The 15,048-nt window shown below is 68.1% G+C and carries 12 protein-coding genes; 10 read left to right on the top strand and 2 right to left on the bottom strand.

The window, feature by feature from the left end:
• The first annotated feature begins 3 nt into the window (after positions 1 to 3).
• The 8 genes from ACYQ1H_RS05475 (at position 4) to ACYQ1H_RS05440 (ending at position 9,587) form a co-directional block, all read left to right on the top strand.
• Positions 4 to 1,083 (top strand): glycosyltransferase family 2 protein, encoded by a 1,080-nt coding sequence (locus ACYQ1H_RS05475; protein WP_460027033.1) that lies wholly within the window; start codon positions 4 to 6, stop codon positions 1,081 to 1,083.
• A complete protein-coding gene (locus tag ACYQ1H_RS05470; protein WP_460027032.1) occupies positions 1,080 to 2,117 on the top strand; it encodes a glycosyltransferase family 2 protein in 1,038 nt (345 codons plus the stop codon). Before ACYQ1H_RS05475 ends, ACYQ1H_RS05470 begins: the two co-directional genes overlap by 4 nt.
• Entirely contained in the window at positions 2,114 to 3,217 is a 1,104-nt protein-coding gene (locus tag ACYQ1H_RS05465) for a glycosyltransferase family 4 protein (protein ID WP_460027031.1), read from the top strand. The genes ACYQ1H_RS05470 and ACYQ1H_RS05465 overlap by 4 nt, the downstream gene beginning before the upstream one ends.
• A complete protein-coding gene (locus ACYQ1H_RS05460) occupies positions 3,217 to 4,341 on the top strand; it encodes a glycosyltransferase (protein WP_460027030.1) in 1,125 nt (374 codons plus the stop codon). The genes ACYQ1H_RS05465 and ACYQ1H_RS05460 overlap by 1 nt, the downstream gene beginning before the upstream one ends.
• The gene (locus ACYQ1H_RS05455; RefSeq protein ID WP_460027029.1) at positions 4,341 to 5,480 is read left to right on the top strand and encodes a glycosyltransferase; all 1,140 of its coding nucleotides are present in this window, start codon (positions 4,341 to 4,343) and stop codon (positions 5,478 to 5,480) included. Before ACYQ1H_RS05460 ends, ACYQ1H_RS05455 begins: the two co-directional genes overlap by 1 nt.
• A gap of 58 nt (positions 5,481 to 5,538) precedes the next feature.
• Positions 5,539 to 7,554, top strand: a complete 2,016-nt coding sequence (gene asnB / locus ACYQ1H_RS05450) for an asparagine synthase (glutamine-hydrolyzing) (RefSeq protein ID WP_460027028.1) — start codon at positions 5,539 to 5,541, stop codon at positions 7,552 to 7,554.
• Positions 7,555 to 7,567: 13 nt separating this feature from the next.
• Complete coding sequence (locus tag ACYQ1H_RS05445) at positions 7,568 to 8,701, top strand: glycosyltransferase family 4 protein (RefSeq protein WP_460027027.1); 1,134 nt, start codon at positions 7,568 to 7,570, stop codon at positions 8,699 to 8,701.
• Positions 8,702 to 8,792: 91 nt separating this feature from the next.
• On the top strand, positions 8,793 to 9,587 hold the full coding sequence (locus ACYQ1H_RS05440) for a bestrophin-like domain (protein WP_460027026.1): 795 nt from the start codon (positions 8,793 to 8,795) through the stop codon (positions 9,585 to 9,587).
• A 118-nt stretch (positions 9,588 to 9,705) separates the two neighbouring features.
• On the opposite strand, the gene ntrC is transcribed toward ACYQ1H_RS05440, so the two are convergent.
• Both ntrC and ACYQ1H_RS05430 read right to left on the bottom strand, forming a co-directional pair.
• The gene (ntrC, locus tag ACYQ1H_RS05435) at positions 9,706 to 11,208 is read right to left on the bottom strand and encodes a nitrogen regulation protein NR(I) (RefSeq protein WP_460027025.1); all 1,503 of its coding nucleotides are present in this window, start codon (positions 11,206 to 11,208) and stop codon (positions 9,706 to 9,708) included.
• Between the two features lie 330 nt (positions 11,209 to 11,538).
• Complete coding sequence (locus tag ACYQ1H_RS05430; protein ID WP_460027024.1) at positions 11,539 to 12,879, bottom strand: porin; 1,341 nt, start codon at positions 12,877 to 12,879, stop codon at positions 11,539 to 11,541.
• Between the two features lie 230 nt (positions 12,880 to 13,109).
• Between ACYQ1H_RS05430 and ACYQ1H_RS05425 the strand changes: the two genes are divergently transcribed.
• A complete protein-coding gene (locus ACYQ1H_RS05425) occupies positions 13,110 to 14,405 on the top strand; it encodes an ammonium transporter (protein WP_460027023.1) in 1,296 nt (431 codons plus the stop codon).
• Positions 14,402 to 14,767, top strand: coding sequence for a hypothetical protein (locus tag ACYQ1H_RS05420; RefSeq protein ID WP_460027022.1), 366 nt, complete (start codon positions 14,402 to 14,404; stop codon positions 14,765 to 14,767). Before ACYQ1H_RS05425 ends, ACYQ1H_RS05420 begins: the two co-directional genes overlap by 4 nt.
• Positions 14,768 to 15,048: the final 281 nt, after the last annotated feature.

The raw sequence follows: 15,048 nt of genomic DNA, 5'->3' as shown, positions 1-15,048 counted from the left end.
ATAGTGGCCAAGACATCCACGCAACCTCCACGCCTGACCGTACTGATGCCCGTCTACAATGGCGGCACACTCCTTCGACCAGCGATCAACAGCATCCTTAATCAGAGCTTTGCCGACTTCGAGTTCCTGATTATCGACGACGGCTCCACCGACGGCAGCCTTGAAGTCGCGACATCGTTCGCCGATCCCCGTATCCGGATTGAGAGCAACGGCCGTAATCTCGGCCTCATCACCACCCTCAACCGAGGTCTGGACCTAGCCAGGGGCAACTATATCGCCCGAATGGATGCCGACGACATCGCCTTTCCTTCGCGGCTGTCGAGGCAGCTGGACTTCATGGAAGCGCGCTCCGATGTCGGCCTATGCGGTACTTGGTATGAGTGGGAATCCGAGCAGGGAAAGGCCATCATGAAGCCGCCGGTAGATGATCGACTGATCCGCTTTTTCCTGATCTTTGATACGGTTTTTGCCCATAACACTATACTGTTCCGGCGAAAGTTCCTAGACGACCACCATCTGCGCTACGACCCCGAATACCGCCATGCGGAAGATTTCGAGCTGTGGACCCGATGTTCACGACTCACCCGGCTTGCCAACGTACCCAAGGTACTGCTCCGCTATCACTACCATGCCGACAATACGAGCAATCGACACCGGAAAGAACAGGTGCGTACTGCGGACAGGGTCCGCTGCCGCTATCTCCTAGATCTTGGGCTCATACCCACGGACGAGGAATGCCACATTCATACCGACCTGATCCAGTTCCGGTTCTACGGGGATACTAAAGACCTCGAAGGCGCCGCCGCATGGCTTCTGCGCCTCACCGAAGCAGCATGCAAGACCCTTGACCTACCCGAACAATTTGTTTTACAGGAACTCTCGCGCTACTGGTACGGCGCCTGTGGCGCGCTAGCCGATCAAGGCCCATCTGTATACAGGCTATTCAGATCGCATCCTTGCGCAAAGCACGCCAAGCTGGGCTATCACGCCAAGCTGCAGGCAAGATGTATGCTGCGTAAACCGATTCCAACACCAACCTGCAATCGTCCATCCGTGCCTACCTCCGTGCGGAAAGAATCGTGACACAACCGAGCATTACCGTCCTAATGCCGGTATACAACGGTGAGAAATTTCTACGCCCGGCGATAGAAAGCATCCTTGACCAGACCTTCAAGGACTTCGAACTGCTGATCATCGACGACGGCTCCACCGACGACAGCCGGGAGATCAGCCGCGCCTTCGACGACCCCCGCATCCGGCGGGTGGAGAACGGCGCGAACCTGGGGCTGATACGCACCCTGAACAAGGGCCTGGAGCTGGCGCGCGGGGAATACATCGCCCGCATGGACGGCGACGACATCAGCCTGCCCGAACGGCTCGACCGGCAGATCGCGTTCATGGAACAGCACCCGGCAATCGGCATCTGCGGAACGTGGTACGAGAAACTGGAAAACGACCGCGTGTCGACCGTCGAACTGCCGACGACACACGGTGCCATACGGTTCTTCATGCTGTTCGACAATCCCTTCCAGCACAGCACCATGCTGATCCGGCGCGCGTTCCTGCAAGCCCATGCGCTGCACTTCAGCCTCGCCCACGTCCACGCGGAGGACTACGAACTCTGGAGCCGCTGCGCCGAACTGACCGCGACGGCGAACCTGCCGCAGGCGCTGGTGCGCTACCGCGCCCACCCCGACAACGTCAGCCACCGGCACCAGACCGCCCAGGGCGGCACCGCCGACCAGGTCCGGCGCCGGCAGTTGCACAACCTCGGCATCGGCGCCAGTGAAGCGGAGCTGCGTCTGCACAACCGGCTGGCGAAATTTCAGCTGCCGGCCGGGGACGACAGGCCGGAAGACGTCCGCCGCTGGCTGGAAAAGCTGCTTGATCTTGGCTGCGCCCGCTGCGGCATCCCGGCCAGCCTCGCCCATCCGCATCTGGTGCGCTACTGGTACGGCGCCCTGGGCAACTTCGCCCATGAGGGCCTGCGCACCTGGCGGCTGTTCCGCCAGTCCCCCATCGGCCGCGCCGCCGCGCCGAACTGGCAGGCAAGGCTGCTGCTGCGCTGCCTGCTGCGGAAGGACATCCCCCGCCTCGCGGTGGCGCCCCCCACATGAAACTGGCGCTGATCATTCACGCGCTCACGGCCGGGGGCGCGGAGCGGGTCATGTCCATCCTGGCCAACGCCTGGGCCGCGCAGGGCCGGGAGATCGACCTCATCACCCTGGATGACGGATCGCTGCCACCCTTCTTCCCGCTGGACGGGCGCATCCGCCACCAGCGGCTGGGACAGCTCCGGCAATCCCGCAACCTGCCGGCGGCCCTGCTGAACAATGGCAAACGCCTGCTGGCCCTGCGGCGGGCCATCCGGGCCGCGAATCCCGACGCCGTCATCAGCTTCCTGGACAGCACCAATGTGCTGACCCTGCTGGCAACCCGCGGGCTGGGCCTGCCGGTCATCGTGTCCGAGCACATCGACCCCTCGCAGTATCACATCAAGCCGGCCTGGAGACTGCTGCGCCGGGCGGTCTATCCCATGGCGGACCGGGTGGTGGTGCTGACCGAGCGCGTGCGGGCCTTCTTTCCCCGGCGTCTGCAGGGGAAGCTCGCCGTCATCCCCAATCCGGTGGTCCTGCCGCCAGAGGGCGCGGCCCGTCCGCCGGTGCTGCCGCCCGGCCCCTGGCTGGCCGCCATGGGCCGGCTGACGGAACAGAAGGGTTTCGACTTGCTGCTGGACGCCTTTGCCACACTCGCCGGCCACCAGCCCGGCTGGCGTCTGGCCATCCTCGGCGAGGGCCCCTTGCGCCAGGATCTGGAAGCCCGGATCGAGCACCTGGGACTGCAAGGGCGGGTCTGGCTGACCGGGCAGGTGGATGCCCCCGAGGCGTTCCTGCGACAGGCGGACCTGTTCGTGCTGCCGTCCCGTTTCGAGGGCTTCCCGATGGCACTCTGCGAGGCCATGGCCCTGGGCCTCGCGGTCGTTGCCGCCGACTGCCCGACCGGACCCCGGGAAATCATCCGCGACGGGCTGGACGGCTGCCTGGTACCGGCGGAGGACCCGGCCGCGCTGGCCGCCGCGCTAGAGCAGCTGATGACCCAGGCCGACCTGCGGGCCCGGCTGGCCCGCCGGGCGCCGGAGATCCTCCAGCGGTTCGGCCTGCCCCAGGTGCTGTCACGCTGGGACGCCCTGTTGCGCCCGCGGGTCAGGGGTACCTGATGCGCATCCTGCTGCTGATCCGCCAGCTGAGCGTCGGCGGCGCCGAACGCCAGGTCTGCCTGCTGGCCACCGCCCTCAGGCAACGCGGCCATGAGATCAAGGTCGCGGTATTCTATGGCGGCGGCGCGCTGGAAGCCGAGCTGGCCGGCGCCGGCATCCCGCTGATCGACCTTGGCAAGCGGGGCCGCTGGGACAACGCGGGTTTTGTCTGGCGACTGCTCCGCACCCTCCGGTGCGAGCGACCGGACATCGTCTACTCCTTCCTGACCGTCGCGAATCTGCTGAACAGCCTGCTGGGCCCCTGCTTGCCGGGCACCCGGCGCGTCATCGGCCTGCGCGCCTCGAACATGGACCTGTCCCGCTATGACGGACTGAGCCGCTTGACCAGCCACCTGGAAACCCGCCTGGCGGGCCAGGCCGATCTCGTCATCGCCAACTCGGAGCGTGGCCGGCAGGCGGCCCTGGCCGCCGGCTTTCCGGCGGCCAGGCTGCGCGTGGTGCGCAACGGCATCGATACCCGCCGCTTCCTGCCCGACCGCCGCCGCGGCGCGGCCTTCCGCGCCGCCTGGGGCATCGCGCCGGAACAGTGGCTGGTCGGCCTGATCGGCCGCCTCGATCCGATGAAGGGGCACCCGATCTTCCTGCAGGCCGCCGCCCGCCTGCGCACCACCGATCCCGGCCTGCGCTTCGTCTGCGTCGGCGGAGGACCGGCTGCGCTGGATGCGTCGCTGCGGCGGCAGGCGACCGATCTGGGACTGGACGACAGACTGATCTGGGCCGGGCCGCAAACCGACATGCCGGCTGTCTACAACGCTCTGGACATGGCGGTATCGGCCTCGCTGTACGGCGAGGGCATGTCCAACACGCTGGCCGAGGCCATGGCCTGCGGCATCCCCTGCGTCACCACCGATGTCGGCGACGCCGCCTGGCTGGTCGAGGACTGCGGCATCGTCGTGCCGCCCGGCGACGCGGCGGTGCTGGCCGGGGGAATCGCCGACCTGACGCGCCGGGCACAGCAGCAGGGCGACACGCTGGGGCGCGCCGTGCGGCGGCACATCGAGACCCGTCTCGGCGAACAGGCCCTGGCCGAGGGCACCCTGGCCGCTTTCGCGAGCCTCGGCTGATGCGCATCTGCCACATCATCACCGGGCTCTACGCTCATGGAGCGGAGCGCATGCTCCTCAAGCTGCTGTCGGCGATGGACCGTTCCCGCTACGCGAACACGGTGGTTTCGCTGATGGACCGGGGTGCGGTCGGTGCCGCTATCGAAGCCCTCGGCGTCCCCGTCCTGACCGTGGATCTGCCAAGGGGCAGGCCCACGCTCAGCGGCCTGTCGAAGCTCCTGCAGCAGGTCGGGGCGGCACGGCCCGACCTGCTGCAGGGCTGGATGTATCACGGCAACCTCGCGGCCAGTCTGGCGGCCGGCACCGTCGCCCGCAGCGTTCCGGTCGTCTGGAATGTCCGCCAGAGCCTTGGCGACCTGGCCCGCGAGAAGCCCCTGACCCGTGGCCTGATCCGGCTCTCGGCACGCGTCTCGGCGCAGCCGCGCGGGATCATCTACAACTCCCTGACCAGTGCGCAACAGCATGAACGGCTGGGTTACCGACGCGACCGGCGGGTGTTCATTCCCAATGGCTTCGACACCCGCCGTTACGCGCCGGCAACCCTGGCGGAATCGCGCGAACGCCGCCGACGGCTGGGGCTGCCGGCCGACGCCCTGCTGGTCGGCATGGCGGCGCGCTTCCATCCCATGAAGGACCATGCGAACTTTTTCCGCGCCGCAGGCCGGATAGCGGCCGCGCAGCCGACGGCCCGCTTCGTGCTGGCCGGCCATGGCCTGAACCCCGGCAATGCCGGGCTGGCAGGGCGCATCGAAGCCGCCGGCCTGAGGGAGCGGGTGCACCTGCTCGACGAAGTGTCCGACATGCCGGCCTTTTTCCAGTCGCTGGACGTCGCCGTGCTGAGCTCGGCCTGGGGCGAGGGCTTTCCGAACGTCCTGGGCGAGGCCATGGCCTGCGGCATTCCCTGCGTGGCCACGGATGTGGGCGATGCCGGGGAAATCCTCGGCGGGACCGGCATCGTCGTGCCGCCGGGAGATGCCGAGGCTCTGTACCGGGGCCTTGACCGGCTGCTCGCCGATGCGCCGCTGAGACAGACGCTGGCGAGGGAGGCCCTGGAGCGCGTGCGGGAGCGCTACTCGCTGGCGAGCATCACCGGCGAGTACGAGCGGCTGTACCGGCGCCTGGGCCCGGCGCTGCCTTGACGCCAAGCGGCCGGGCATGAACCGCGACACGACTCACGATAACCCTGGAACCTGAAGCATGTGTGGATTCACCGGATTCTTTGACCGCTCGGCCGGCACCTCTGCCGAGCAGCTGCATGACATCGTCGGCCGCATGACGGCCACCCTGCGCCATCGCGGCCCGGACGACGACGGCCTGTGGTCCGACAGCGCAACCGGGATCGCCCTCGGCCACCGGCGCCTGTCGATCCTGGACCTCAGCGCCGCCGGCCACCAGCCGATGCACTCCCGCAGCGGGCGCTACGTGATCGCCTTCAACGGGGAAATCTACAATCACCTGGCCCTGCGCCGGGCGCTGGAAAGCGGGCCGGCGGCGCCCGAGCATCCGCTGTTCGACCGCATCGAGGCCACGTCGCCGGCCGCGCCGTCCGGCTGGCGCGGCCATTCCGACACCGAAACCCTGCTGGCCGCGATCGAGGCCTGGGGCGTCGGCGAGGCCTTGACGCGCTGCATCGGCATGTTCGCCTTCGCCCTCTGGGACCGGCACGACCGGCTGCTGTATCTGGCCCGCGACCGGCTGGGCGAGAAACCCGTCTACTACGGCTGGCAGGGCGATGCCCTGGTGTTCGGGTCGGAACTCAAGGCGTTGCGCCAGCACCCGGACTTTCGCGGCGACATCGATCGCGATGCGCTCACGCAGCTGCTGCGCCACGACTACATCCCCTCGCCCTACACCATCTACCAGAACATCCGGCAGCTGCCGCCCGGCACCTACCTGGTATTCGGCCAGCATCGCCAGGAACCGCAGCCGGTCGCCTACTGGAGCGTCCGGGATACCGTCCTGCGCGGGCAGATGCAGCCCTTCACCGGCACGGAAGCGGAGGCCACCGACGCGCTGGAGGGCCTCCTGCGCGAGGCCATCGCCGGGCAGATGGTGGCCGACGTGCCGCTGGGCGCCTTCCTGTCCGGCGGTCTCGATTCCAGCCTGGTGGTGGCGCTGATGCAGGCGCAGTCGTCGCAGCCGGTGAAGACCTTCACCATCGGTTTCGCCGAAGCCGAGTACAACGAGGCCGAGCACGCCAAGGCGGTGGCCCGCCACCTGGGCACCGACCACACCGAGCTGTACGTGACGCCGGAGGAAGCCATGGCGGTCATCCCGCGGCTGCCCACGCTGTACGACGAGCCCCTCGCCGACGCCTCGCAGATACCGACGTTCCTGGTTTCGCAGCTCGCCCGCCAGCAGGTCACGGTCAGCCTCTCGGGCGACGGCGGCGACGAGCTGTTCGGTGGCTACAACCGCTACTTCTGGGCGGTGAACTTCTGGCGCAAGCTGCGCTACCTGCCGCGCGGCCTGCGGCATGGGCTGGCGGGCCTGCTGACCGTGGTGCCGCCGCATGCCTGGAACGCGATCTTCCGGCACCTGGGCTTTCTGCTGCCGGCCAGGCTCCGCTACGCCGGCCTGGGCGACAAGCTGCACAAGCTCGCCATCATCCTCGGCTCCAGGACACCCGAGGACATCTATTTCGACCTCATCTCACACTGGCGGGAACCCGCGCGGCTGGTGCGCGGCGGCCGGGAGCCCCAGACCGTGCTCAACGACCGCGGCCAGTGGCCGCAGCTGCGCGATTTCGAGCAGCGGATGATGTACCTCGACACGGTCAGCTACCTGCCGGACGACATCCTGGTCAAGGTGGACCGCGCCGCCATGGGCGTCAGCCTGGAAACCCGCGTCCCCCTGCTCGATCACCGGGTGGTCGAATTCGCCTGGCGCCTGCCCCTGGACCTGAAGATCCGCCAGGGACAGGGCAAATGGCTGCTGCGCCAGGTGCTCTACCGCCATGTGCCGCCCGCCCTGGTCGACCGCCCCAAGATGGGCTTCGGCGTTCCCATCGACCACTGGCTGCGCGGCCCCCTGAAACCCTGGGCCGAGGCCCTGATCGAGCCGCGGCGGCTCAAGGCGGAGGGCTACCTGAATCCCGTGCTGGTGCAGGAAAAATGGGTGCAGCACCAGTCCGGCCGGCGCAACTGGTCCTACCACCTGTGGGACGTGCTGATGTTCCAGGCCTGGCTGGAAGCGCAGTCCGCCCGCGACTGAGAGCCATCCCGCCATGTCCCGACCCAAGCTGCTGTTCTTCGTCACCGAGGACTGGTATTTCTGCTCGCACCGCCTGCCGCTGGGCATCGGCGCGCGCGCGGCCGGCTTCGACGTGGCCGTCGCCACCCGCGTCAACCGGCATGCGGACGCGATCCGCGACGCCGGCCTGCGCCTGATCCCGCTGGAGCTTTCCCGCGGCGGCAGGAACCCGCTGGCCGAATGGCGCACCGTGCTGGCCATCGCCCGGGTGCTGCGCCAGGAGCGACCGGACATCCTGCACAACGTCGCCCTGAAGCCGGTACTGTACGGCAGCCTCGCGGCCCGGCTGACCGGCCAGGCGGGCGTCGTCAACGCGCTGGCCGGCCTCGGCCACATCTTCGCCGACGAGCGGCGGGCCGGCCGGCTGCGCCAGCTGGTCAAGCTGGCGTTCCGCTGGCTGCTGCGGGACCACGGCCAGGTCATCGTCCAGAATCCCGACGACCTGCGCCTGTTGCTGGAGACCCGGGCCATCCGCCCGGAGCAGGCCACCCTGATCCGCGGCTCCGGCGTCGACCTCGACCGCTTCCGGCCGACGCCCGAGGTCGACGGCGTGCCCGTCGTCACCCTGGCGGCACGGCTGCTGTGGGACAAGGGCGTGGGCGAATTCGTGGCGGCGGCGGAGCGTCTGCAGGCCGCCGGGGTCCGGGCGCGCTTCGTGCTGGTGGGCGAACCGGACGCGGAAAACCATGCCGCCATCCCGGTCGCGCAACTCGACGCCTGGCGCGCTGCCGGCGTCGTCGAGTGGTGGGGCAAGCGGACCGACATGCCGGCGGTGCTGGCGCAGAGTCACCTCGCCTGCCTGCCGTCCTATTACGGCGAGGGCGTGCCCAAGGTACTGCTGGAGGCCGCCGCGGCAGGCCGGGCCATCGTCACCACCGACATGCCGGGCTGTCGCGAAGCCGTCGCCGACGGCGACAACGGGCTTCTGGTTCCGCCCCGCGATGCCGGCGCCCTGGCCGAAGCCCTGCGCACGCTGCTGGACGACCCCGAGCGGCGGCGACACATGGGACGGCGCGGCCGCCAGCGGGCGGAGCAGGAATTCGGCGAGGACGCGGTCGTGCGGCAGACGCTGGCGGTGTACAGGAACCTGCGCAAGCCCGCCGCATGAGCGCCACCATCCCATCCGGCAGCCGGAGCGGATAGCTCCGGCCCCGGCGCAGAGCCTTCCCGACGAGCGTCCCCCGCCTGGATTCACGACCATGCAAGACCTGTTGACCCACGTTTTCTCCAGCCAGTGGCGCGTGCTGTTCTTCTTCACGGTCGTGCTGCTGGCCGTGGCCGAGCTCGGTTTCCGCCGGGGGCTGCGCGTGCATGAGACCAGCGACGAGGCCTGCCTGAACCAGCTCGGCACCCTGCAAGGATCCGTGCTTGGCCTGCTGGCCCTGCTGCTGGGCTTCACCTTCGCCATGGCCATGCAGCGCTACGAGGTGCGGCGGGACCTGGTGGTGCAGGAGGCCAATGCGATCGGCTCCACCTACCTCCTGGCGGCCTTCCTGCCCGAGCCGCACCGCGGCGCGTCGGAGCAGCTGCTGCGGCGTTATGTGGACGTGCGCCTGGGCTTCTATGGGGCCGGCTACGATTCGGACAGGATCGCGTCCGCGGAACAGGCGGCCACGGCCATCCAGCGGCAGCTCTGGAACCATGCCGTTGCGGCGGGGAAACTGTCGGACTCGCCCCTGACCGCGAACTTCGTGAATTCACTGGGCAGGATCATCGATCTCGACACCACCCGCCTGGCGGCCATGCGCAACCGCATCCCGCTCACGGTCTGGGTGCTGCTGCTGGGCGTCGCCGGCTGCGGCTGCTGGGCCACCGGGTATGGCGCCGGCGCCACCGGCAGGCGGACGGCCTTCGCCCTGACCATCGTTCCCGTGCTGATCGCGGCGGTCATCACCGTGCTGGCGGATTTCAGCGCGACCCGGCGCGGGCTGATCGGCATCAGCCAGGAAAGCCTGGTTGCGCTGCAACAAAGCCTCTCCGAGCGGCAACCCTAGCCCGGGGCCGGGGCGGCAATCCCGGGAGACGGGAGCGCGCGGATGCACAAGAAGACCGACGAGCTGCGCGGCTGGCCGCGCGGGATACCCCGCCCGCCGCGGGCGGGGCCAGGGTGGCTCAGGAGGATGTGGTCACCGGGAGCGCGCCGCTGGCGTTCGCATCCAGGTTGAGTTCGGCGATTTTGCGGCTGACCGTGTTGCGACCGTAGCCGAGCAGCCTGGCGGCTTCCTCGCGGCGTCCATGGGTCAGCTCCAGGGCGGTACGAATGAGAATGGCCTCGGCAAGGTCGACCGTTTCCCTGGCGACATGCTGTTCGCCGCTGCGGAGGCGTTGCAGCACCCAGCTGCGCAGCAGGTGTGTCCACTGGTCCGCCATCGCCGGGGAGAAACGCTCCGGCTCGCCCGACTGCAGCAGCTCCGGGGGCAAATCCTGCATGAAGACCTCGCGCCCGACCCCTGTGGCCGTGATCCATCGGCAGGCGTTTTCCAGCTGGCGGACATTGCCAGGCCAGTCCAGTCCACAGAGGAAATCCTCGACCTCGGGCCTGAGCCAGCGGGTTTCGAGCTTGAGCTCGCGCGCCGCCTCCCTGAGAAAATGCCGCAGCAGCAAGGGTATGTCCTGGCGCCGCTCGCGCAAGGGGGGCAACTGGATGCGGACGGCACTCAGCCGGTGGTAGAGGTCTTCGCGGAACCGGCCGGCACTGGTCTGGGCCTCCAGGTTCTGATGCGTGGCCGCGACGATACGGACGTCGACCTTGACCGGGTTCAGCGCGCCGACCGGAAAGAACTCGCCCTCGGCCAGCACCCTCAGCAACCGTTGCTGGATGACCGGCGGCAGATCCCCGATCTCGTCGAGAAACAGCGTACCGCCGTTGGCCTGTTCGAAACGCCCCACCCTCCGGGCCGGGGCGGCAGGCAGGGCGCCCGCCTCGTGGCCGAACAGCTCCGCCTCCATCAGCTCGGGCGGCATTGCCGCCATGTTGAGCGCGATGAACGGCCGGTCGGCGCGCGGACCATGCTGGTGCAGGGCCCTGGCAACCCGCTCCTTGCCGGTGCCAGACTCCCCCTGCACCAGAACGGTCGCGTGCGAGCGCGAGAGGCGGGCGATGGTGCGGAACACATCATGCATGGCCGGTGCGCTGCCGATCAGGTCGGAGCCGGTGTGTGCCGGAGCGGGCTCCATGGCCTGGACCCGGCGGCCCTGCTGGCAGGCCCGCCGGATGAGGGCGATGGCCTCGGCAAGCTCGAACGGCTCGGGCAAGTATTCGAACGCCCCTTCCCGAAAGACCCTGACGGCATGTTCGAGATCGGGGCAGGGCGTGATGACGATCACGGGCATGTCCGGATAGCGGGCCTGCAGGCGGTCGAGCAGTTCGTGATATTCCATGTCCGGCACCTGCATGTCCGCGACGATCGCCGACAGACGGGCGGGCCGTTCCTGGGTTAGCAGATCACGGCCTGTGGCAAACATCCGGGTCTCGATATCCAGGCCGCGCAGCGCCTTGACCAGGTTGACCGGGATGGATGCGTCGGCATCGAGGATCCACACCAATTCGCCCGGACCGGGCGTCGGCTCGGCGGTGGGACGGGAAATCGCCGCGACGGATGAGGTTCTTGGCATCGTGCTTGGTGAGGAAAATGGCTGGTGCTGCAGGGCGGTCGCCAACCTTGGACACTATCCGGACGCAGACAACCCGGGAAGCGCGACGGGCACGCCAGCGTGTCCAACCGCCCAGAAGGTTGCCTCTCGAAACGATTACACCAAGATTCGTCCGTTGGCGCAAGGAAAAAGGTTTTTTTGACCACCGCAACGGTGCATTTAGACCGCAACACCGGCGATGGCGCGCCAAACATGGGCAAAGTGCACCGATTGCAGTCCCCGGCGCCGCGGGCGGCGGGCGGCGGGTCGCGAAGCGGGCCGGCCGGAGGAGGCGGCGGAGGCGGCACCACACTAGAACATGAGGATCACATCGGCGGACAGCAGCCACTGGCTGCCATCCGCGCAACGGCTGGACGCCATGCCGCCCGTGCAGTCGAACAGACTGACCTTGTCCGCCCAGTCATAGCGCAGATTCGGCCTCAAGGTCACCCATGGCAGCGGTTTCCAGTTGAGCCCGGCCGTGATCGCATAATAGGTGTTGCCGGTCAGCTGGCCGGAGGCATCCCGCGAGGGGATGGCCTCCAGACGCCCCGTGCCGCCAGCCTCGGCGTGGGCCGAAATCCGTGACCGCGACCGTACCCGGAAGCCCTCGTCATCGCGGAACCACTCGCCCCGCAGTCCGGCCGACAGGGTCGATGTCAGGTCGTAGGTCAGGTAGGATGCAAGCCCGTACCACTCGGCGGTCTGCCCGGCGACAGCCTTCTCTGCCCAGCCGTAATCGTGCTGGAGCGTGAAGTGGGTGAGCGCCGTCACATCGTGGTGCAGAACCAGGCTGACCAGATTCCAGTCCCCCGCATTCTGCGGCTGGACGCCGTGCGAAGCGTTGCCCGTGAAACTGGTTTCGCCATCCGCCCAGGTGAGGCCGCCGAGAAACCCCCATTGCTCCAGGTTGTGATCGAAGCCGCCGTCCCATCCGCCGATGATGCTGCCGGTCACGGCGCCGGCACTGACGGTCAGGTTCTCGGTGATGGCGTAGCTGCTCAGCACGCCCGTCTGCGTGAACGGCTCCCCGTACTGCATCAGATAGGTATGGGAGTAGAAGAAGTTGTCCGGGGCCATCACCGACTCGTTGCCGACGATGGTGTAGAAATGGCCAAGCTTGGTCAGCAGGCCATTGCCGACCGGCATGACACCTTCAAGGTAAAGCTGGGGTATGGCCAGCTGGTAAAAGCGCAGGTCGTTGCCCAGCAGATTCTGGTCCCAATGCGACTCGGGATCGCCGCTGGCCTGGGCAAACGCGGCATCGGTACCGAACATCAGGTCGACGCGCCCGCCCAGGTCCCAGCTGTCTCCCTGAATGTCGACCGGCCGCTCCAGGTAAAGATAGGCCTGGTTCAGTTGCAGGGTCCCCGAGCGGTCACCGAATGTCACCGTGCCGTTGAAGCGATCGCCCGGCATCGCCGGATTGTAGGTACCGCCCACATCCACCCAGCCGCCAACAGCCAGACGCAGGTCCCGCAGCCAGCGGGAGGCATTCGGGCCGCCAGCCGGCAGCATCGCGAAAAGCCCGGACGCCCCGGTCCAGGCCCCTGGATCGGGATGCGGCTCCCCGGCCAGACCCCGGACCGACAGGATCGAGAGGACGATGGCGGTCAGGCAGACGGGGAAGACCTTGTGTTGGGCAGCAAACAAGCCGGTATGACGGGTGACGGTTCCTGTTCGGTGCGTCACGCACTATATAGGCCACCCGGAAGGCACCCATTTCGCCCAGACTGACGCGCTCCCTGCCCATCCAGCCGCAAAGCAACTATAGTGACGACCGCCAATGGTGCATTTGCGCACCACGAGCGGGCGCCGCATTGCAACACGACCCGCCAGGGGCGATTCCGCCACGCCTGGCCGGTTGCCACCCGGAGGAGCCAATGAGCCGAACCCCCTTCCCCCGCCTCCTGGCGGCGTGCCTGATGCTGCTGGCCAGCAGCCCGGCGCCATGCGAGGAACTAAACTCCGCCGACACGGCCTGGATCCTGACCTCAACCGGCCTCGTGCTGTTCATGACCGTACCGGGACTGGCCCTGTTCTACGGCGGGCTGGTGCGGACCAAGAATGTCCTGTCCGTCCTGGTGCAATGCTTCGCGGTGACCTCGCTGGTCTCGATCCTGTGGATGGTCGCCGGCTACAGCTTGGCACTGACCGATACCGGACCCTGGCCGGCGGTCCTGGGCGGCTTTTCCCGGCTGTTCCTGCTGGGCCTGGATGCCGACGCCCTGACCGGCAATCTTCCGGAGTCGGTCTTCTGCATGTATCACCTGACCTTCGCGGTTTTCGCGCCCGCGCTGATGATCGGCAGCTTTGTCGAGCGCATGCGCTTCTCCGCCACGCTCTGGTTCACGCTGGGATGGACCCTGCTGGTCTACGTGCCGGTATGCCACTGGATCTGGGGCGGCGGGTGGCTGGCCCAGCTGGGCGTGGTCGATTTTGCCGGCGGCATCGTGGTGCATACCACGGCCGGCATCGGCGCCCTGACGGCGGCCTGGCGGGTGGGCCCCAGACGCGGATTCCCCGGCACCCTGATGCCGCCGCACAACCTGACCCTGACGGCGGCGGGCGCCGGCATCCTGTGGGTCGGCTGGCATGGCTTCAGCGCCGGCAGCGCACTGATGGCGAATGGCGCCGCCGGCGTGGCCATGCTGACCACCCATATCGCCGCCACGGCCGGGGCGCTGGTCTGGATGGCGGTGGAATGGTCGCGCTTCGGCCGGCCAACCCTGCTGGGACTGGCGACAGGCATGATCGCCGGCCTGGGCATCATTTCCCCGGCAGCGGGCTTCGTCGGCCCGCTGGGCGCGCTGGCGATGGGCATCCTGGCCGGGGGCATCTGCTTCTTTGCCATTCACTGGGTCAAGCGGAAACTGGCCATCGACGATGCCCTGGACGTCTTCCCGGTGCATGGCGTCAGTGGCATGATCGGCTCGCTGCTGACCGCTCCGCTGGCGGTCAAGGCGCTGGGCGGCTCGGGCCTGCCGACCGGGCTGGACGTCCTGCAGCAGGTGGGCGTGCAGGGCATCGGCGTACTGGTGGCGCTGGGCTGGAGTGGTGCGGCGAGCCTGGCGATCCTCACGCTCGTCGACCGGTTCAACGGCCTGCGGGTCGGAGCTGACGACGAAACCGAGGGGCTCGACCTGAGCTCGCACAACGGCAAGGGGTACCACCTGTGACGCACGCACCGCCGCCCGGCCAGCCATCCGCGGGCGGGCGCAGGGCTCTGCGCGCGGGCGTCATGCTGATGGCGCTGAGCAGCCTCGCCGCACTGGCCGACATGCACGAGGATCAGGCGCGGCTGAACATCGAGGCCATGCCGTGCGGCAACGGCACGCTGGGCGCGAGACTGGAGGAAGAGTCCCGCACCCACAGCCGCCGCGACCTGGGCTGGCGCTTCTTTCCCGAAGGCGACAGCCTGACCGTCGAACGCGCCTTCCGCATCTCCAAGAGCATGGAGGCCCGCTATCGCTGGCAGGTCGACCATGACGCCCACATCACCCCCATCAGCGACGCGGCCAAATCCCTCTGCGCGCCCTGAACGTCCGCGGCGGCCCCGCAGGCGAAGCGACATTCCTGCACCCCGGCCAGCGGGCACGATACCGGCCACCCGCCAGCCATCGCCGGCACACCATAATGGTGCATTGACGATAGCTGCCGGACACCCCAAAAAAACCGGGCACCACCTGCCCGTCGCAGCGCAAGCCACGGAATTGATTGATGTTTTCCGCCGGGCACGCGCAGCCCCATGCCGGCCGGGCGACAATATTGACGCGCAACGGTTTCCTGTCGGCGCGAAACGCTTTATCCTTTGCCCCCCCC

It is taken from the genome of Methyloparacoccus murrellii, assembly GCF_054657115.1.
Note: the sequence above shows the minus strand (reverse complement) of the source record. Positions and strands in the feature narration are given on the sequence as shown.

Bases quoted from the DNA above. Each gene is read 5' to 3' on its own strand.
- ACYQ1H_RS05460 (WP_460027030.1), top strand. From the start codon at position 3,217: ATGCGCATCCTGCTGCTGATCCGCCAGCTGAGCGTCGGCGGCGCCGAA.
- ntrC (WP_460027025.1), bottom strand. From the start codon at position 11,208: ATGCCAAGAACCTCATCCGTCGCGGCGATTTCCCGTCCCACCGCCGAG.
- ACYQ1H_RS05465 (WP_460027031.1), top strand. From the start codon at position 2,114: ATGAAACTGGCGCTGATCATTCACGCGCTCACGGCCGGGGGCGCGGAG.
- ACYQ1H_RS05445 (WP_460027027.1), top strand. From the start codon at position 7,568: ATGTCCCGACCCAAGCTGCTGTTCTTCGTCACCGAGGACTGGTATTTC.
- ACYQ1H_RS05440 (WP_460027026.1), top strand. From the start codon at position 8,793: ATGCAAGACCTGTTGACCCACGTTTTCTCCAGCCAGTGGCGCGTGCTG.
- ACYQ1H_RS05425 (WP_460027023.1), top strand. From the start codon at position 13,110: ATGAGCCGAACCCCCTTCCCCCGCCTCCTGGCGGCGTGCCTGATGCTG.
- asnB (WP_460027028.1), top strand. From the start codon at position 5,539: ATGTGTGGATTCACCGGATTCTTTGACCGCTCGGCCGGCACCTCTGCC.
- ACYQ1H_RS05455 (WP_460027029.1), top strand. From the start codon at position 4,341: ATGCGCATCTGCCACATCATCACCGGGCTCTACGCTCATGGAGCGGAG.